The sequence below is a fragment of the Bradyrhizobium sp. 31Argb genome (genome assembly GCF_043638955.1).
Taxonomy (GTDB): Bacteria; Pseudomonadota; Alphaproteobacteria; order Rhizobiales; family Xanthobacteraceae; genus Bradyrhizobium.
In genome coordinates this window covers 42,952-60,688 of sequence record NZ_JBEGDB010000009.1, presented here as the reverse complement: position 1 = coordinate 60,688, position 17,737 = coordinate 42,952, and the positions used below count along the sequence as shown (strand labels likewise).

The following is a 17,737-nucleotide window of genomic DNA, read 5'->3' as shown; positions in this document are numbered from 1 at the left end:
TCCCTTGCTCGGCGCTAGCGAGCGCCGATCGCCTTGAACTTGCGTACCTGATCTGTCAGAGCCCGCTCGACCGGCAGGCGCTCCATCGAGGAGGCGCCATAGAAGCCGTGGCATTTGCGGGTCTTCTTCATGATGAAATCGGCGTCGGCGGGGTCCGCGATCGGGCCGCCATGCGCGAGCACCAGGATGTGCGGATTGACGCTGAGCGCGGCCTCGGCCCAGGTATCGATGCGGGCCGGGCAGTCCTCGAGCCTGAGCGCGGTCTGTGCCCCGATCGAGCCGCCGGTAGTCAGCCCGAGATGGCAGACGATGATGTCGGCGCCGGCGATCGCCATCGCAGCCGCTTCGGTCTCGCTGAAGACGTAAGGCGTCGTCAGCATGTCCTTGTCATGCGCCTTGGCGATCATCTCGATCTCCAGCGCATAGGACATGCCGGTCTCCTCGAGATTGGCGCGGAAGATCCCGTCGATCAGGCCGACGGTCGGAAAGTTCTGCACGCCGGAGAATCCGAGCGCCTTGAGCTGATCGAGGAACAGGTCCATGTCGCGGAACGGATCGGTGCCGTTGACGCCGGCGAGCACCGGCGTGTTGGTCACGACCGGCAGCACTTCGCCCGCCATCTCCAGCACGATCGCATTGGCATCGCCGTAAGGCATGAGACCAGCGAGCGAGCCGCGGCCGGCCATGCGATAGCGACCGGAATTGTAGATCACGATCAGGTCGACGCCGCCGGCCTCCTCGCATTTGGCCGAAAGCCCGGTGCCGGCGCCACCGCCGACGATCGGCTCGCCCCGGGCCGCCATGTCGCGAAACTTCTTCAACAGCGCCGCGCGTTCAAACCTGGCCATGGGTCACCTCGCCACTCTCCGCCGTCCACCGGCGCGTCCGAGCAGAGGACGGAACGCGGCTACGATTGCAGCCGCAAATTCGGGATCGTTGATGTTGCGCCTGATGCGAATGAGCTGGCGGTTCCCGGTCTGGCGCACGGTGCGCTCCAGCGCGCGGAACAGGGTCGCATCGGCATCCGGCTCCCAGAACGGTTGACCTGCTGCATCGAGCGCGGAGACGCCGCCCTCGGGTAGGAAGAAGCGCACGGGACCGTCCATCTGGTTCAGCCGTTCGCCGATCCAGCGGCCCATGCGCTCGTTTTCTTCCGCCGTGGTCCGCATCAACGTGACCTGCGGGTTGTGGACGTGGAATTTGCGCTGGCGGTAGCGCTCGGGGATGGTGTCGGACGCACCGAAATTGACCATGTCGAGCGCGCCGACCGAGCCGACATAGGGCACGCGGCTGCGGATGATCGCCCCGAAGCGATCGTCGGTGGCCGGGAAGACGCCGCCCATCAGGAGATCGCAGACCTCAGTCGTCGTCAGATCGATGACGCCAGCGAGTTGGCCGGAGTCGACGAGCTTCTCCATCGAGCGGCCGCCGACGCCAGTGGCGTGGAACACCAGGCACTCGAAATCGTCCTTCAGATCGGCTGCGATCTTCTGCACCGCAGGCGTGGTCACGCCGAACATGGTGACGCCGACGGCGGGAAGGCCGCTGCCGGTCTCGCGCTGCCGGGCGCCGCGCTCGTCGAGACGTGCTTTCACCATGCCGACCAACGCGTTCGCGCCGTTGGAGAGCACCGCGCGCGAGATCGAGTTGAGGCCTTGGACGTCGGTGACCGAATACATCATCATGATGTCGGCCGGGCCGACATAGGGACCGACGTCACCCGAGGCGACGGAAGAGATGATGATCTTGGGCACGCCGATGGGCAGGGTACGCATGGCAGGCGCGACCAGCGAGGCGCCGCCGGAGCCGCCAGCCGAGATGATGCCGGCGACATTGCCCTGACGGCGCAGCCATTTCGCGAAGGCATCCGCCATCGCGCTGACCGAGGCGCCGCGATCGGCGCCGAACACGCCGGGTCCGCCGCGACCATGGTTCAGCGCGATCTCCTGGGCGGAGACATCGCAGGTCGTCTGCTTGCCGCCGGTGGAGACGTCGACCAGACGGGAACGCAGCCCGCTTGCCGCGATGACGTCTCGGATGAAGCGCAGCTCCGGTCCCTTGGTGTCGAGCGTGCCGACGACCAGCACGACCGGCGGGCCTGCGGTCTGCGCGGCGGCCGATTCGCGCCGCTGCCGTGTGCTCTCTTCCAGCCGTGTTACGCCGGCCGAATGCGTTCGCGCGGCTGCCTCGATGCGGGCGATCGGCACCGGCTGCGACCAGCGTGTCGGCAGCGTCGGATTGGAGATGTAGATGCGGACCGGGCCCTTGGCGCGCGCGGGCTGCGGGGCGGCATCCGGCTCTGGCTTTGCAGGGCCCGCGTCGACATCGGCTGCAACATCGCCGTGGAGCCCGACGCCGAGCAGGCGCTGCTGCAGCTCGCGGTCGGCGGCAAGGCGCACGGAATCGATAATGCGGTTGATGCGTCCGTTGACCATGATGGCGACGTTCTTGGAAACCGCCGTCGCCACGCCGATGTTCTGCTCGATCACGAGCACCGACATGTCGCCGTCTTCGCCGAGGTGGACGAGCATCTCCTCGACCTGCGCGACGATCACCGGCGCCAGGCCCTCGGTCGGCTCGTCCATGATCAACAGATGCGGGTTGGTCAGCAGCGCGCGCGAGATCGCGAGCATCTGCTGCTCGCCGCCGGAGAGCTGGCTGCCGCCATGCTCCTTGCGTTCGGCAAGGCGCGGGAAGGTGTCGTAGATGCGCTCGACCGTCCACGGGCCGCGGCGCATCCCGCCGGCGAGCTGCAGATGCTCGTCGACGCTGAGCGAGCGCCACAGGCGCCTGCCTTGCGGCACATAGCCGACGCCAAGCCGCGCGATCCGGGCCGGGCTCATGTGCGTGACGTCCTCGCCGCGAACGCGCACCGATCCGCCGCTGGCCCGCACCAGGCCCATGATGGTCTTGCACAGCGTGGTCTTGCCCATGCCGTTGCGGCCAACCAGTGAGAACACGCCGGAATCGAGCGTGAGGTCGACGCCCTGCAGCGCATGCGAGTGGCCGTAATAGACGTCGAGGCCTTTGACCTCCAAAGCGGGAGCGGCGCGCCGGGCATTATTCATGGCCGCCTCCGAGATAAAGCTCCTGCACTTCAGGGTCGGACTCGATCTCGCGCGGCAGGCCCTCCTTGAAGACGCGGCCGTTGTGCATCATCGTGACGCTCTCGACGACGCGCAGCGCGACGTCCATGTCGTGCTCGATGATGATGTAGCCGATATGGGCGGGAAGGGAGGTCAGGATCTCGATCAGCTCGAGCCGCTCCGCCGGCGACAGACCCGCCGCCGGCTCGTCGAACAGGATGAAGCGCGGCGCACCGGCAAGCGCGAGCGCGATTTCGAGTTGGCGCTGCTGGCCGTGGGCGAGTTCGGCGACGCGCTGGTCCTTTACCGGTGTCAGGTGCACCGCCTGCACCAGCGTTTCCGTCGCATGCATCAGCGCGTCGTTTGCTCCAGGACGCAGGAAGGAGAAGCGTCCGCGCGAGACGCCGCGGCAGGCGAGGTAGACATTGTCCTGCACGGTGAGGCCGGGGAACAGTGCCGATATTTGGTAGGTGCGGCGCAGGCCGCGGCGGATGCGCTCATAGGGCGGGAAGCGCGTGACGTCCTCGCCGAAGAAGCGGATGGTGCCGGAGGAGGGCAGGAAATCGCCGGTGATGCAGTTGAACAGCGTGGTCTTGCCGGCGCCGTTGGAGCCGAGCACCGCGCGCCGCTCGCCGGGCCGCACGGTCATCGTCACATCGGTCAGCGCGGCGAGCGCACCGAACAACCGCGTCACGCCGCGCAGCTCCAGCGCGGCGCCGGCACCAACCGCGGAGAGACGGTGTGCGACGCTATCCATGGCCGCGCCCCGCGGTGCTGCTTGGAGCGCGTGCGTGGCGGCTGCGCCAGCGCTCCCAGAGGCCGATCACGCCATCCGACGACCAGAACACGATGGCGAGGAAGCCGAGTCCGATCAAAAGGCGGAAACGATTGCCGTCGAGCCCGAACTTGATCAGGACGTCGAGCGCGAAGGTGCGCAGGATAACGAAGATGAGCGCGCCGATGAATGGGCCGACCGGCCGGGTGATGCCGCCGACCACGGCGATGATCAGGATGTCGATGCAGCGCTCGACGCCGACCGAGCCGGGCGAGATCTGCCGGTAGTTCCAAACCTGAAGCACGCCGCCGAGCCCGGCAATGAAGGATGCGAACGCATAGGCGGCGACACGGTGCGCGTTGACGTTGAAGCCGAGCGCCGCCATGCGGCGGGGATTGTCGCGCACGCCCTGCAGCGCCAGCCCGAACGGAGCGCGCGAGACGTATTGAACCGCGAAATAGCAGAGAGCGGCGACGCCGAGTATCAGGTAGTAGAAGGGAATATCGGAGCGCCAGTCGACGCTCCAGAACTGCGGCGTAGCGACGGTGTTGATGCCGGTGTGGCCGTTGAAGATGGCCCAGTTCTGGTTGGTGAAATAGTAGAAGGCCGCGCCGATCGCGAGCGTGATCATGATGGTGTAGATGCCCTCGGTGCGAACCGCGAGCGCGCCGCCGAGCGTGCCGAAGATCGTCGCGAGCACGAGCGCCATCGGCGTCGCCAGCCACCACGGCCAGCCGAGGCTGATATTGGCGTTGCCGCTGACGCCGAACACCGCGACCATGTAGCCGGCGAAGCCCGCGATGGTGAGCTGCATCAGGCTGACCATGCCGCCATAGCCGGCGAGGAACATCAGGCTGAGCGCGATGATGCCAAGGATCAGCGTCGTGCCGAAGATCTCGATCAGGAAGAAGCCGTTGGCGATCAACGGCATGATCACGAGGATCAGCGCGACCAGCCACGCGGCGGGATTGTTGAGCTCGGGCCAGGCGCGGAACTTCGGACGTTCCACCGCAGTCGCTGGTGCATGAAGCTGCGTCAACGACATGTCATCGCCTCGCGAGCAGGCCCTGCGGCCGCAGCGCCAGGACCACGACCATGATCAGGAAGGTCACGACGATGGCGTAGGTCGGGATGTAGACCGAGCCGAGCTGCTCGGCGAGGCCGATGATGACGGCGCCGAGCGCCGCGCCCGGGATCGATCCCATGCCGCCGACGATCACCACCACGAGCGAGGCGAGCAGGAAGCGCGTATCCTCGCCCGGCGAGATCGACTGGAACGTGCCTCCGACCACGCCGGCGATGCCGGCAAGGCCTGCGCCGAGCGCGAACACCAGCACGAACACGGCCTGGATCTGCACGCCGGTCGCGGCCAGGATGTCGCGATCATCGACGCCCGCGCGCACGATCATGCCGATCCGCGTGCGGTTCAGCGCCAGCCACATCGCGATGCCGATGATGACGGAGGCGGCGAAGATCGCGAGCCGCACCATCGGATATTGCAGATAGACTGGCTCGCCGGAGGATTTGACCGCGGTGATGAACGGAAGCTGCACCGGGCCGATCAGCCAGCTCGGCGTCGGGATCTGGTAGAAGTCGCCGCCGAACACCCACAGCATCAAATCGGCGAACACGATCGCAAGCCCGATCGTCACCATGGTCTGGCGCAAATCCTGGCCCTCCATGCGGCGGAATACCAGGATCTGCAGGAGCACGCCGACGAGCGCGACCGCGAGGAAGGCGACGACGAAGCTCAGGATCCAGGAGCCGGTCCAGGCGCTGATGGCGTATCCGACATAGCCGCCGAAAAGGTAAAGCGAGCCGTGCGCCAAATTGACGTTGCGCATCAAGCCGAAGATCAGCGTGAAGCCGCTCGCCACCAGGAAATAAAGCCCGCCGAGCGTGATGCCGTTGAAGACGGCGTTGAGGAAGACCCGCTTGCGGCCGATCGCCTGCTCCAGGCCCGGCGGCCAGACCGCGAAGACCAGCCACAGCAGGAGCGCGATCGCGACGATCGCGATCAGCGCCCATGCCGGATGGCGTTCGATGAACCGTGCCATCGACGTGCGTTCCCTCAAGGCCTCGCGATCGTCTTTGCGGATCGCGTTGTTTGCATCCTAGTGCGGGCCGAGGCGGCGGATTTGACCGGGAGTATCTTTTATCGGCGCTGACGATGGGGTCGAATTGCATCCGCAGGCGACGCTGCGCTCCCTCTCCCGCTTGCGGGAGAGGGCTGGGGTGAGGCTGTCTCCGCATTGGGACTCCCCGTGTGGAGAGAACCCTCACCCGGCGCTACGCGCCGACCTCTCCCGCAAGCGGGAGAGGTGAAGTCGGCGCTAGGGGCGCAGCACTTTGGCGGCGCGGCGGTAGTCGGTTGGGGCCATGCCGACATTGGCGGCGAAGAAGCGGGTGAAGCCGCTTTGCGAGGAGAAGCCGAGATCGTAGCCGATATCGGCGATCGGCGCCTCGGTGGCGACCAGCGCGTCCAGCGCCTGCTCCATCATCAGCGTGTTGCGATAGAGATGCGGCGTGACGCCGGTCTGGGTGCGGAACAAGCGGTAGAAGTGAGGCCGCGACAGGCCGGAGGCGCGGGCGATCGAATCCAGCTCGATCTCGGCCCCGGGGCTTTCGGACAACAGCTTGACCGATTTGCGGATGCGAAAATCAGTGATCGCGGCGGCGGTGCGAATTTCCTGCGGGACTTCGGATTGTCGCCAGCTTTCTTCGTAACTGAGATCGATCAGGCGCCGCAATTCGCCATCGAGGCTCTTGAGCGAGGGTGCGCCGCACACGAGTGCTGCGGTGTGGCGGATGAGCCTGTCGAGCGTGTCGCTGCGCTTGAAATGGGTGCGGCCGAAGCGGAGGACTTGCGCGCAGGACACGTCGGGCGCGAACCATTCGGCGTTGACATAAAGCACGAAGAAGATCGCGCCCCTTTCCATGTCCGTTGGCAGGAAGTTGTGCGGCTCCCACGGGTTGACTGCGACCACGGAATCCTCGGTCAGAAGGCGGCGCTGATCGCAGACGTCGATCTGCGCCGGCGTGCCGCCGACGTGGAAGATCAGATGTCCTTCACGGTGCGCATGCACGTTGAAGGGACGGTTCAACTGATAGACCGTCGCGCGACCGAACCGGCCGTGGAAGACGGCAAGCGCTTTGCTCAATGCGCTCCCTCCCGCGGGATGTTCTTGATCTTTTCAACCAGCGTTCAACATCCGGGAAAAGAACGCAAGCGTGACAACGCAGCGCGCCCGTCAGCCAACGGTCGGTTCGCACCTGCAAAAATTAGGTCAGTACTTCTTGCATTCCGGGACGGTGCGGCTCGGCAGGCCGATCTTGGCGAACACCGCCGGATCGTAACCGAGCGTCTGGTTCACGTTCGGGATCACCTTCACGACCTTGCTGAACAGGGCGCCCTTGCCGTCATCCACCACCTCGGTCACGAAATTGGTTCCGATCGCTTGGCGGTTGGAATCGAGCTTGATCTTGCCGTTGGGCGCGTCGAGCTCGATCTTGGCCAGCGCTTCCTTGAGCTTCGCCTGGTTGTTGCTGAGGTCGCCATTGACCTGACGCAGCGCCAGGATCAGGGCCATGGTCGAGCCGTAATAGTTGGTGGCGAGCAGCGAGGGGCTCGGGAAGCGCTTGTTCGGCGGGAAGGAGTCCTGATAGGCCTTCACGAATTTCTGCCAGCCGGGATCCTCCCAGGTGTCGGCCTGGCCGCTCGCGGCGATGGTGCCGATCAACGCGTTCTTGGCGTTGCCCTTGGAGGACAGGATGGTCTGGTCGATCATGATCGAACCGCCCATCAGATGCGCCTTGCCGCTGGCCTGCTGATACTGGTTGAGGAAGTTGACGGCGTCGGCACCGCCGAGGCCGAGATAGATCGCATCGACTTCGTCGGGCAGGGCGGCGATCACGGAGGCGAAGTCCTTGGTGCCGAGCGGCACCCATTGCCGGTTCGTGACCTGTCCCCCGGCACCGCAGAATTCAAGCACAAGGCCGAACACCTGGGTGTAGATGAAGGAATAGTCCTCGCCGACGGTCGCGATCTTGCGATAGCCCTTGTTTTCATAGGCATATTTGCCGAGACCGACCTGCCACTGCGCGCCGTCCATGTTGTAGCGGAAGAAGTTCGGGGCGGGGTCGACATAGGTCGTCTCCTGCGCACCGGAGGCGGCGTTGACGAAGGTCAGCTCGGGACGTGACTTGGCAAAATTCTTCACCGCGATGCCTTCGTCGCCGGAGAGCGGCGAGAGCAGGATCTGCACCTTGTCCTGCTCGATCAGCTTGCGCACCGCGCGCACCGCGGAATCGGGCGTCGCATCCGTCGAGGCGATGACGAATTCCAGCTCCTTGTCGCCGACCTTCTTGCCGAGCGTGTTGAGCGCAGTCTGGAAACCGCGGATGCCGTCCTCGCCAAGCACGGTGTAGGTGCCTTCGAGGGTTGCGGTGACGCCGACCTTGATCTTCTCCTGCGCGACTGCGGCGCCTGAAAGCAACAGGCTGCCTAGCGCGATCAGTCCCACACTGCCTTTCAACATCGCTCTCCTCCTCCCATTTTTCAGCGTCTTGCATACGGCCCGCGTGTTTGCGATGGCCGCGACGTCTGGTTGTTGGGCGAAGGCTAACCGATGGCGGATGCAGCGCGGACGTCTCCGCGCCGCGCGGCTTGACGGGCAGTCTCATTTTGCATGCTGCGCCGCAGCGAGCCGCGCGATGACGCGTGGGTCACGCTAGGCCGGCTCGGACGCGTGAAATCGGCTATGCGCCTCCGCGAGATGCAGGAAGCGCGTCAGACTCTGCGCGATCGGGTCGCGCGTGAGTCCGCGGGTGATGAACACCAGGAACGACGGCTGCCCGGCGTCCTCGCCGGTGAGATGAACCGGCGGGTGCATGGAGTGCTGCACGCCATGGATCACGACTGGATTGGCGCCGGCCGACGTTCGGACCAGGCCTTTGACGCGCAGGATGCGGTCGCCGTGCCGGTGCAGCAGTGCGGAAAGCCACAGCGTGAATGCAGGCCAGTCGATCCGCTCGGGCAGCGCCAGCGTGAACGAGCCGACGTCCTGATCGTGCTGCGGGACCTCGGTGGCGGTGAATGGCGTCCTACCGCGGGACGCACTCTCGCCCGCCGTCCGGTCGAACAGCCATGCAAGACTGAAGTCGGGATCCTGCGCATCGTGCAGGACAAGGTCGGGCGCGATCGTTGTCGCTGCCGCGGTGATGTCGCGGGTAGGATGTGCGGCGCGAAGATCGGTCTTGGTCACCACCAGCGCGTCAGCAATCGCGACCTGTCGCCGCGCTTCGTCAAAGTCCCGCAGGTTGCGCAGGCCCGCGACGGCGTCGATCACCGCGATCACGCTGACGAGTTCGACATGCTGGCGCAGCCATGGGTCGCGTGCGATGGTGCCGACGATCGGGGAGGGGTCCGCAAGTCCGGAGGTCTCGATGATCGCGCGGGTGAAGCGGGACTGTCCGTCCTGCCGCGACATCCGCACCAGATCGTAGAGCGCGCGGCCGACATCGGCGCGCCGCGCGCAGCACATGCAGCCATTACCGATCAGCTCGACGTTCTCGGCGGCATGCACCATCAACCGATGGTCGAGACCGGCCTCGCCGAATTCGTTGACAACAACGCCGGTGCCCTGGCCTTCCGGCTCCCGCAGAAAGCGCTGGACCAGCGTCGTCTTGCCGCTGCCGAGAAAACCCGTGACGATAAAGAGCGGCAGGCGATCAGGCATGTCGGCTACCGCTGGCGAACGATGGGTCAAGCGGGTCGATGCGCCGTCCGGACAGCGCCTCCGTCGCCGGCCAGACATCGTTGAGGGTCGGCGCGATCCTGGAGCGGCCGACCCGGTCGAATACCATCAGGGCCTCGCCGTCCCAGTCCTCGCAGCTCGTTTCAAGCGGCGCCAGGATGATGTTCAGGAGCTCGATGCGGCGCTTGCGCTCGTCCCGATAGTGCTGGATGTCATCGAACGGAAAGCGCTCGTCGCGCAGGCGGCCGAAGTCGCTCCAATGCTCGCCGGCGCCGAAGATGGCGCATACTTCACACATCGGCCACCTGTTCGCCAAGCCGGATCTCCATCGCCGGCGTCATCGTCTGCGTCAGGCTCTCCGACACCCGCTTGCGGGCGAGGTCGGCATGGGATCGCGCCAGCTCTTCAGCGCGATCGCCGTCGCGCTCGCGGATCGCTTCCACCAGTTCGCGATGCTCGCGGACGATCTGGCTCACATGGCTGCGATACGAGCGCTCGGTCGGAAAGCACTCGCTGGTCATGGCGAGCCGCGCAATGCGCAGGTCGGCCGTAAGCTGCTGGATATAGAAGCGTTGCAGCAGGGAATTGCGGCAGGCGGCTCCGATCACGGCGTGAAAGCGGAAGTTGGCGTCCAGCATCGCCACCGAGTCGTCCTGCCTGAACGCGGTCTCGAACGCCTTGCGCTCGATATCCATCTTCGCGACCTGCTCGTCGGTGCGGCGGATTGCCGCCCATCGCGTGACGAGGCGCTGTGACACGTCGAACGCTTCGAGATGTTCGCGGATGTCGTTCCAGCCCATCGGCGCGACGCGTGCACCGCGATTGGGGACGAGCTGCACTAGGCCTTCGGCGGCAAGCCGCACAAGGGCTTCGCGCACCGGCGTGCGCGAAACGCCGAAGCGGGCGACCAGCGTCGCTTCGTCCAGATCCTCGCCCGGCACCAAGGTGAAAGAGACGATCTCCTGCATCAGGGCGCGGTAGGCATGCTCGCTGCTGGCACCCTTCAGTGCCTTAACATTAGAGCGCGATGCCTTGTTTTTGCTCATTGCGGCCTCCGTCGCTTTATGTATATTTTGTGTATGCACCGTTTGCAACTCATCGTCGACAAGGTTTTTGATGCTCGCACAAGCCACCGTGAATGGCATCTTGCTGGGAGGCCTCTACGGCCTCGCGACGGTCGGCTTTTCCATGGTGTGGGGCGTGATGGGGGTGATCAATCTCGCCCACACCGCCTTCATCACGCTCGGCGCCTACGTCACTTACGTGCTGTTCGAGCGCTACGGCGTCGATCCCTTGCTCTCGATGCCGCTCGCCATGGCGTCGATGTTCGTGCTCGGCTACGGCATCCAGAGATTGATCCTCAATCACGTCATCCGCACCAGCCTCTTGCTTTCGCTGGTCGTGACGTTCGGCATCGAACTCGTCCTGACCGATGCCACCGTGCTGATCTTCACTTCCGATGTGCGCTCGGTGAACGCCTCCTACGCCAGCACCTCGGTCGCGGTGTTCGGCACGCTGGTGCCGGTGGTGCGGTTGCTTGCTGCCGGGCTCTCACTTGCGCTGGGCGTCGGGTTCTTCGTGTTCCTGCGCCGCGCCAGCCTCGGGCAGGCGATCCTCGCGACTGCGCTGGACCGCGAGATGTCGAACCTGATGGGTATCAATCCGCAGCAGGTGTTTGCGCTCACCGCAGGCGCCGGCGCGGCGCTGGCGGGGGCCGCGGGCTCGCTGTCGAGCATGCTGTTTCCGGTATCGCCGACCATGGGCGTCAGCTTCCTCGGCGCTGTGTTCGTGATCACTGTGCTCGGCGGCATCGGCAGCGTCGAAGGCTGCATCGTGGCAGGCTTCCTCTATGGCCTCGTGCAGGCCTGGGCTGCCTATTGGCTCGGGACCAGTTTCCAGGAAATCGTCGCGTTCGCGATGTTCCTCGGTGTGCTCGTGGTGCGGCCGCAGGGCCTGTTCGGTCGCGCCTTCTTCGGAGAACACGCATGAGCGAGGCCGCAGTCCTGGAGCAGGGCGCCAAGGCGTCCACCATGCGCCCCCTGGTGTGGGCTGCGGTCGCGATCGGTCTTCTCGTGCTGTGCGCGGCGCCGCTCGGCATCAGCTCCTACTGGCTGCGGGTGCTGACCACGGTGCTGATGTATGTGATCGTCACGCAGGGGCTCAACGTGATCGTCGGCATCACCGGCTATCATGCCTTCGGCAACGGCGTGTTCTTCGGGATCGGCGCCTATGCGTGCGGCACCGCGATGGTGGCGGGGCTGCCGTTCGTGGCCGGCATCGCGCTCGCCATCGTGATGTCGGCGGTTTGCGCGTTCATCCTTGGCTGGCCGATCCTGCGGCTGAAGGGCCATTACTTCGCGATCGCGACGGTGGCGCTGAACCTTGCGGCGGTGCAGATCATCATCCAGATCGGCGGCATCACCGGCGGCGCGCAGGGCCTTGCGCTGCCGCTCAGCGACTGGGACCCGAAGCCGCTCTACATCGCGCTCTATTATCTGATGCTCGGCGGCGCAGTGGCGTCGACCGCCATCGTCGCCATCCTGTTGAAGCGTCCGCTCGGCTTCGCGCTGCGCGCGATCCGCGACAGCGAGCGTGCCGCCGCGGTGATGGGCATCAACACCACGAAGGCGAAGGTCTATGCCTGGGCGATCAGCGCGGGCCTGACCGGTTTCGCCGGCGGCGTCTGGGCCTACTGGATCACTTTCATCGAGCCGTCCAGCGCCTTCGATCCGGCCGTCGGCGTGAAGGCCTACATCATGCTGATCATCGGCGGCATGGGCAGCATCCTGGGGCCGGTGATCGGCGCTTTCGTGCTGGAGATCGTCTCCACTCTGGTCTGGAGCGGATTCCTGAAGGCGCATCAGTTGATCCTGGGGCTCCTGATCGTCGTCGTCTGCATCGTCGCCCCCAATGGCATCATCAACGCCTTTGCACGGCTCGTTCGATCGGTGAGGAGGAACGATGGCGCTGCTTGAAGGCCGCAACCTCACTATCAAGTTCGGCGGCGTGCTCGCGCTCGATGGCGTCAGCTTCGGCGTGGAAGCCGGACAGATCTTCGGCGTCATCGGCCCCAATGGCGCCGGCAAGACCACGCTGCTGAACGCCATCTCCTCGGTCTACAAGCTCGATGGCGGCTCAATTTCGTTCGCCGGGGAGGACGTCACCAACGTTCCCTCGTACCAGCTATCGCAGCTCGGCGTGGCGCGCACGTTCCAGATCGTGCAGCCGTTCAACCACATGACCGTGCGCGAGAACGTGACCGTCGGCGCCATGTATGGCCACGCCCGATTGCGCCAGCGCAACGAATATCTCGATGCCGCCGACGAGGCGCTGGAGCGCGTCGGCCTGATCGCCAAGGCGCATTTCATGCCGCCGCATCTGACGCTGTCGGACCGCAAGCGGCTCGAAGTCGCCCGCGCGCTCGCCATGCAGCCGCGGCTCCTGCTGCTCGACGAGGTCATGGCGGGGCTCAACCTCACCGAGATCGAGCGCATGATCGACCTCGTTCGCGAGATCAATGCCGCAGGCATGACGGTGATCGTGATCGAGCACGTCATGAAGGCGGTGCTGGCGCTGTGCCACCGCGCCATGGTGCTCAATTTCGGCCGCAAGCTGACCGAAGGCCTGCCGCATGACGTGGTCAACGAGCCTGCCGTGATCGAGGCCTATCTCGGCACCCGCTTCGCAAAGACCCGCACAGGGAGTGCCGCATGAGCCTGCTGTCGGTCGAACAGCTCGCGGTCAGCTATGGCGACAGCCGGGTCCTGGTCGATGTCGGCTTTACGCTGCAGCAGGGAGAGATCGTCGCGCTGGTCGGCGCCAACGGCGCCGGAAAGACGACGCTGCTGCGAACCTTGACCGGGCTGGTGTCGCCGCGATCGGGCTCGATCACGTTCGACGGCCAGCCGATCCTCACTGTCCCGCCCTATGAGCGCGCGCGGCTCGGGCTTGCGATGGTGCCGGAGGGACGCCGCCTATTCCAGGGGCTGACGGTGCGACAGAACCTGGAGCTGGGTTCGCGCGCCGCGCCTGATACCTCGCACAAGACAGAAGATATCGACTTCGTCTTCGAGCTATTCCCGGAGCTGGTGCGGCTGCAGAACCGGCTGTCGGGCCTTCTTTCCGGCGGCGAGCAGCAGATGTGCGCGATCGGCCGCGCGCTGACGGCGCGGCCAAGGATGCTGCTGATCGACGAGATGTCACTCGGGCTCGCGCCTGTTGTCGTCGAGCGCATCGCCGGCGTGATCCGCACCATCAACCGCGACCGCGGCATCAGCATCCTGCTGGTCGAGCAAGACGTCGGCCTCGCGCTGGAGATCGCAGCGCGCGGCTACGTGCTCGACACCGGCCGCATCCTCATCGACGGCCCGTCGTCGGAGCTGCTGCTTCGCGACGACATCCGAGCGGCCTATCTCGGGCTGCAATAGATCAAGCTGGAGGAGTTAGTGAGCGTAGCCTACGATCTCGTTATCGAAAACGGCACCATCTGGTCGCCGACGTCGTCCTACCGCGCCGACGTCGCGGTGAAGGACGGCAAGATCGCCGCGATTGGCGGCCCGTTCCCCGATGCCGCCAAGCGCATCGACGCGCGTGGGCAGGAGGTGCTGCCCGGCATCTGGCACGTGCACTGCCATTTCCGCGAGCCGGGGCACACCTACAAGGAAGACTTCCAGACCGGATCGGCGGCCGCGGCGGCCGGTGGCGTGACGTTCTGCATCGACATGACCAACAACACGCCGCATCCGACCAGCCTCGAGCATTTCGAGGAGAAGAAGGCAATGGTCGCGCCGAAGGCGCATGTCGACTATGCGCTCTATGGCGGTGGGCTCTATCCGCGCACGGTCGAGGCCCTGGCGAAGGCCGGCGCGATCGGCATCAAGATCTTCAACACCCGTCACATCAAGGAAGTCTATCCCTATATCTCCGAGCTCGGCGTGCTCGACCACGGCATCCTCTACGAGCTCTACGAGGCGACCCGCGATGTCGGCCTGGTCGCCTCCGTGCATCACGACGATCCGGAGTGGTGCAAGCGGCTGACCTTCCGCGACTACATCGACAAGGGCCGCACCGACGCGATGGCCTATCAGGAAAGCTTCGCCAAGGGCTACATGTACGGCCATGGCATGGTCGCCGGTCTCGCCGCATCGCTCTATTACGCGCGGATCGCCGGCGTGAGGCTCCATGTTCTGCATCTCGGCGTGATGCCGCCCGGCGCCAACGAGATGATTCGCCATGCCAAGTTCGAGCTAGGCCAGGACGTTACCGCGGAACTCGAACTCGGCACGCTGTTCATGACCCGCGAGCAGATGGAGAAGGTCGGGCCCTATACCTACAACTGGGGCTACGCGCCAGAGCACGGTTGGAAAGCGATCGAAAACGGCGTTGCCGATTTCATCGTGCTGGAACACGCGCCGCATACCCGCGACGACGTCGAGCCGGGCTGGAAGGACATGTTCTCGGTTCCGCTCGGCATGACCGGGGCGCAGGAATTCGTGCCGCTGATGATCAACGCGGTCAACGAGGGAAGGCTGACGCTCAACCAGGTGGCCCGCATGGCGGCCGAAAAGCCGGCGCGCACCTTCGGAATCTATCCGAAGAAAGGCGTGATCCAGGTCGGCTCGGACGCCGACTTCAGCATTATAGACATGAACCGCGAAGGCGAATTCCGGCATGAGGACATGCTGTCGAAGTCGGCGCATACGAGCTGGGTCGGCATGCGCACCAAGGGCGCGGCGACCTACGGCATCGTTCGCGGCACCGTGGTGATGCGCGACGGCAAGGTCGTCGGCTCGCCCGGCTATGGCCAGTTCACGCCCGGCACCGCCGGCCGTTCGACCTAACTGCGAACTGAAGGGGGAAGGCGATGAGGATGAGTAGATCTGCGTTTCTGGCTGGCGCGCTTGCCAGCGGTTTGTTGCTGATCGGCGGCGCGCAGGCGCAGGAGGTCGTCAAGATCGGCGCGGCCGTGAGCCTGACCGGCAACTTCTCGCGCGAAGGCAATCTTCTCAAGAACGGCTATGCCTATTGGGAAAAGCTCGTCAACGAGGCGGGCGGCATCAATGTCGCCGGCAAGAAGGTCAAGGTCCAGGTCATCTATTACGACGACGAAAGCAAGCCGCAGAGTTCGGCGCGCCTGACCGAGAAGTTGATCACGGAAGACAATGTCAACTTCATCCTCGGGCCGTATTCGTCCGGCATCGCCACCGCCACGGCGGCGATCAGCGAGAAATACAAGGTCATCACCATGACGCCGATGGCCACCGCCGACAGTCTCTATCAGCGCGGCTACAAGTTCATCTTCTGCCCCGCGCCGCTCGCCTCGACCACGCTCGATCCGATGCTGGACATGATCAAGAAGCTGCCGACGCCGCCGGCGACGGTCGCGATCGCCGGCCCCGACGATCTATTCCCCAACGTCTTCGCGGGCGCCGCGCAGAAGAAGGCCGAGGCGCTTGGCTTCAAGATCGCCTACAACAGCAAGTATCCGAAGGGCGCCGTGGATCTGTCGTCCGTCGCCACCGCGCTGAAGGACGCCAATCCCGAGGTGCTGATCCTGACCGGCTATGTGCAGGATTCGATCCAGCTCGTGAAGGCGCTGCAGTCCTTGAAGGTGAACCCGAAGATCATCGGCTTTGCTTTCGCCGTCGGCATTCCCGACGTCCTGAGCGCGCTTGGACCGGCTTCGGAAGACCTCATCGGCGTGCAGATCTGGGATCCCGCGGTCAAGTACAAGGGGCCGCTGGTGGCCGACGCTGCCGCCTATGTCAGCGGATATGAGAAGGAGTTCGGCGGCTCCAAGCCGAACTACATCACGGCATCGGGCACGGCGGGAGCGCTCGCGCTGCAGCTCGCGATCGAAAAGGCCGGTTCGCTCGATCCGGTGAAGGTGCGCGACGCCATGCTGCAGCTCGATGTGGAGACCTTCTTCGGCCACGTCCAGTTCGATCAGACCGGGGTCGACAAGAAGGCATCGGCGGTGATCTCGCAGGTTCAGGGCGGCACTGCCGTTCCGGTTTATCCGGCGGAGATCGCGGCCAAGCCGGTGCGCTATCCGCGCAAGCCGTTCGAATGATCATCGACGTACACGCCCATGCGCTCACGCGCGCGTTCCTGTCGGAGCTCGCGCGCGAGAAGGCATTCGGGATCGAGGCGAGGGAAGAGGGCTTCGGGTTCGGCGGCTATGGGCCGCTCGATCCGCTCCTGTTCGATATCGAAAGCGCCGCACAGAGTGTTGCCGCGCGCGGCATCGCATTGCAACTTGTGTCACCACCGCCGCGCATCGTCAGTCATGCGAGCTGGGGAGCCGATCGCGCATTCGCGCGCAGGCTGAACCGGCAGACCGCGGATTTCGTAAAGGAGGCTGGTCGGCGCCATGGCGGTCTCGCGGTGCCGGCATTGACCGAGCCGGAGCATGCCGTCGCCGAGATCAGCCGCGCGCTCGACGAGGATGGACTGACCGGCGTAGCGCTGCCGACCTCGGCGGCAGGCCGGCCGCTCGACGATCCGGCCTTCGAGCCATTGTTTGCGGAATGCGCCCGGCGCGGCGTGATCGTGTTCATGCATCCGACCACCGGCATCGAACGCCCGGCGTTCGGCCAGTACACGATGCTGCAACTGGTCGGCTGGCCGTCGGAGACGGCGTTGTGCGTAGCGCGTCTCATCTTCGCCGGTGTGTTCGAGCGCCATGCGGGATTGAAGCTTGTGTTGGCGCATGGCGGCGGAACGCTGCCGATGCTCGCCGGACGGCTCGATCTCGCCTATGAGGCGCCGCGCTACGAGGCCAATCCCGATTGCCGCAAGAACATCTCGCGGCCGCCGAGTTCATATCTGAAGCAGATTTTCTACGACTCTGTGGTCGCCCATGCCGCGCCGTTGCGCTACCTGATCGACCTCGTCGGTCCCGGGCAGATCGTGTTCGGCTCTGACTTCCCGTTCGAGATCGGTGATCCCGTCGGCGCCAAGGCGCTGCCGGCGATCGCGCAGCTTCCCGAGGCTACCGCGGCCGCAATCCTACACGGCAATGCGTCGCAGATTGTCGGCGGGAGCAGACCGAACGCGGTGTGACGGAAGCGGGTATCGTGTGGGAGGCTTGATACTTTCAGGGCGGCGTTTCGGGTTGA

At 65.2% G+C, this 17,737-nt stretch carries 17 protein-coding genes; 7 read left to right on the top strand and 10 right to left on the bottom strand.

Annotated elements, in window-relative coordinates; all coding sequences use genetic code 11:
* Positions 1-14: 14 nt before the first annotated feature.
* From AAFX91_RS03360 to AAFX91_RS03315, 10 genes are all read right to left on the bottom strand, one after another.
* Entirely contained in the window at positions 15-848 is an 834-nt protein-coding gene (locus AAFX91_RS03360) for a phosphoenolpyruvate hydrolase family protein (protein WP_394565537.1), read from the bottom strand.
* Between the two features lie 3 nt (positions 849-851).
* Positions 852-3,068: an ABC transporter permease gene (locus AAFX91_RS03355; RefSeq protein ID WP_394565536.1), complete on the bottom strand. Its 2,217-nt coding sequence runs from the start codon at positions 3,066-3,068 to the stop codon at positions 852-854.
* The gene (locus AAFX91_RS03350; RefSeq protein ID WP_130582378.1) at positions 3,061-3,843 is read right to left on the bottom strand and encodes an ABC transporter ATP-binding protein; all 783 of its coding nucleotides are present in this window, start codon (positions 3,841-3,843) and stop codon (positions 3,061-3,063) included. The genes AAFX91_RS03355 and AAFX91_RS03350 overlap by 8 nt, the downstream gene beginning before the upstream one ends.
* Positions 3,836-4,906 carry a branched-chain amino acid ABC transporter permease gene (locus AAFX91_RS03345; protein ID WP_394565535.1) on the bottom strand — a complete coding sequence of 357 codons (1,071 nt, stop codon included), beginning with the start codon at positions 4,904-4,906 and terminating at the stop codon, positions 3,836-3,838. The genes AAFX91_RS03350 and AAFX91_RS03345 overlap by 8 nt, the downstream gene beginning before the upstream one ends.
* A gap of 1 nt (position 4,907) precedes the next feature.
* Positions 4,908-5,918, bottom strand: coding sequence for a branched-chain amino acid ABC transporter permease (locus AAFX91_RS03340; protein WP_394565534.1), 1,011 nt, complete (start codon positions 5,916-5,918; stop codon positions 4,908-4,910).
* Positions 5,919-6,194: 276 nt separating this feature from the next.
* Positions 6,195-7,022: a helix-turn-helix domain-containing protein gene (locus AAFX91_RS03335; protein ID WP_394565533.1), complete on the bottom strand. Its 828-nt coding sequence runs from the start codon at positions 7,020-7,022 to the stop codon at positions 6,195-6,197.
* Between the two features lie 126 nt (positions 7,023-7,148).
* Entirely contained in the window at positions 7,149-8,399 is a 1,251-nt protein-coding gene (locus AAFX91_RS03330) for an ABC transporter substrate-binding protein (protein ID WP_394565532.1), read from the bottom strand.
* Positions 8,400-8,591: 192 nt separating this feature from the next.
* Positions 8,592-9,599 carry a CobW family GTP-binding protein gene (locus tag AAFX91_RS03325; protein ID WP_394565531.1) on the bottom strand — a complete coding sequence of 336 codons (1,008 nt, stop codon included), beginning with the start codon at positions 9,597-9,599 and terminating at the stop codon, positions 8,592-8,594.
* A complete protein-coding gene (locus tag AAFX91_RS03320) occupies positions 9,592-9,933 on the bottom strand; it encodes a hypothetical protein (protein WP_394565530.1) in 342 nt (113 codons plus the stop codon). Before AAFX91_RS03320 ends, AAFX91_RS03325 begins: the two co-directional genes overlap by 8 nt.
* Positions 9,908-10,663, bottom strand: a complete 756-nt coding sequence (locus AAFX91_RS03315) for a GntR family transcriptional regulator (protein WP_394565529.1) — start codon at positions 10,661-10,663, stop codon at positions 9,908-9,910. The genes AAFX91_RS03320 and AAFX91_RS03315 overlap by 26 nt, the downstream gene beginning before the upstream one ends.
* 70 nt (positions 10,664-10,733) lie before the next feature.
* Between AAFX91_RS03315 and AAFX91_RS03310 the strand changes: the two genes are divergently transcribed.
* Genes AAFX91_RS03310 through AAFX91_RS03280 form a run of 7 tightly spaced genes read left to right on the top strand, consistent with a single transcriptional unit; the run spans position 10,734 to position 17,681 of the window.
* Positions 10,734-11,606 carry a branched-chain amino acid ABC transporter permease gene (locus tag AAFX91_RS03310; RefSeq protein ID WP_394565528.1) on the top strand — a complete coding sequence of 291 codons (873 nt, stop codon included), beginning with the start codon at positions 10,734-10,736 and terminating at the stop codon, positions 11,604-11,606.
* Positions 11,603-12,592, top strand: coding sequence for a branched-chain amino acid ABC transporter permease (locus tag AAFX91_RS03305; protein WP_245475689.1), 990 nt, complete (start codon positions 11,603-11,605; stop codon positions 12,590-12,592). Before AAFX91_RS03310 ends, AAFX91_RS03305 begins: the two co-directional genes overlap by 4 nt.
* Entirely contained in the window at positions 12,579-13,331 is a 753-nt protein-coding gene (locus AAFX91_RS03300; RefSeq protein ID WP_130577284.1) for an ABC transporter ATP-binding protein, read from the top strand. Before AAFX91_RS03305 ends, AAFX91_RS03300 begins: the two co-directional genes overlap by 14 nt.
* Positions 13,328-14,044: an ABC transporter ATP-binding protein gene (locus AAFX91_RS03295; protein ID WP_394565527.1), complete on the top strand. Its 717-nt coding sequence runs from the start codon at positions 13,328-13,330 to the stop codon at positions 14,042-14,044. The genes AAFX91_RS03300 and AAFX91_RS03295 overlap by 4 nt, the downstream gene beginning before the upstream one ends.
* A gap of 18 nt (positions 14,045-14,062) precedes the next feature.
* Positions 14,063-15,457 (top strand): dihydroorotase family protein, encoded by a 1,395-nt coding sequence (locus AAFX91_RS03290; protein ID WP_130577286.1) that lies wholly within the window; start codon positions 14,063-14,065, stop codon positions 15,455-15,457.
* A 29-nt stretch (positions 15,458-15,486) separates the two neighbouring features.
* Positions 15,487-16,689, top strand: coding sequence for an amino acid ABC transporter substrate-binding protein (locus tag AAFX91_RS03285; protein WP_165420977.1), 1,203 nt, complete (start codon positions 15,487-15,489; stop codon positions 16,687-16,689).
* Complete coding sequence (locus AAFX91_RS03280; protein ID WP_394565526.1) at positions 16,686-17,681, top strand: amidohydrolase family protein; 996 nt, start codon at positions 16,686-16,688, stop codon at positions 17,679-17,681. The genes AAFX91_RS03285 and AAFX91_RS03280 overlap by 4 nt, the downstream gene beginning before the upstream one ends.
* Positions 17,682-17,737: the final 56 nt, after the last annotated feature.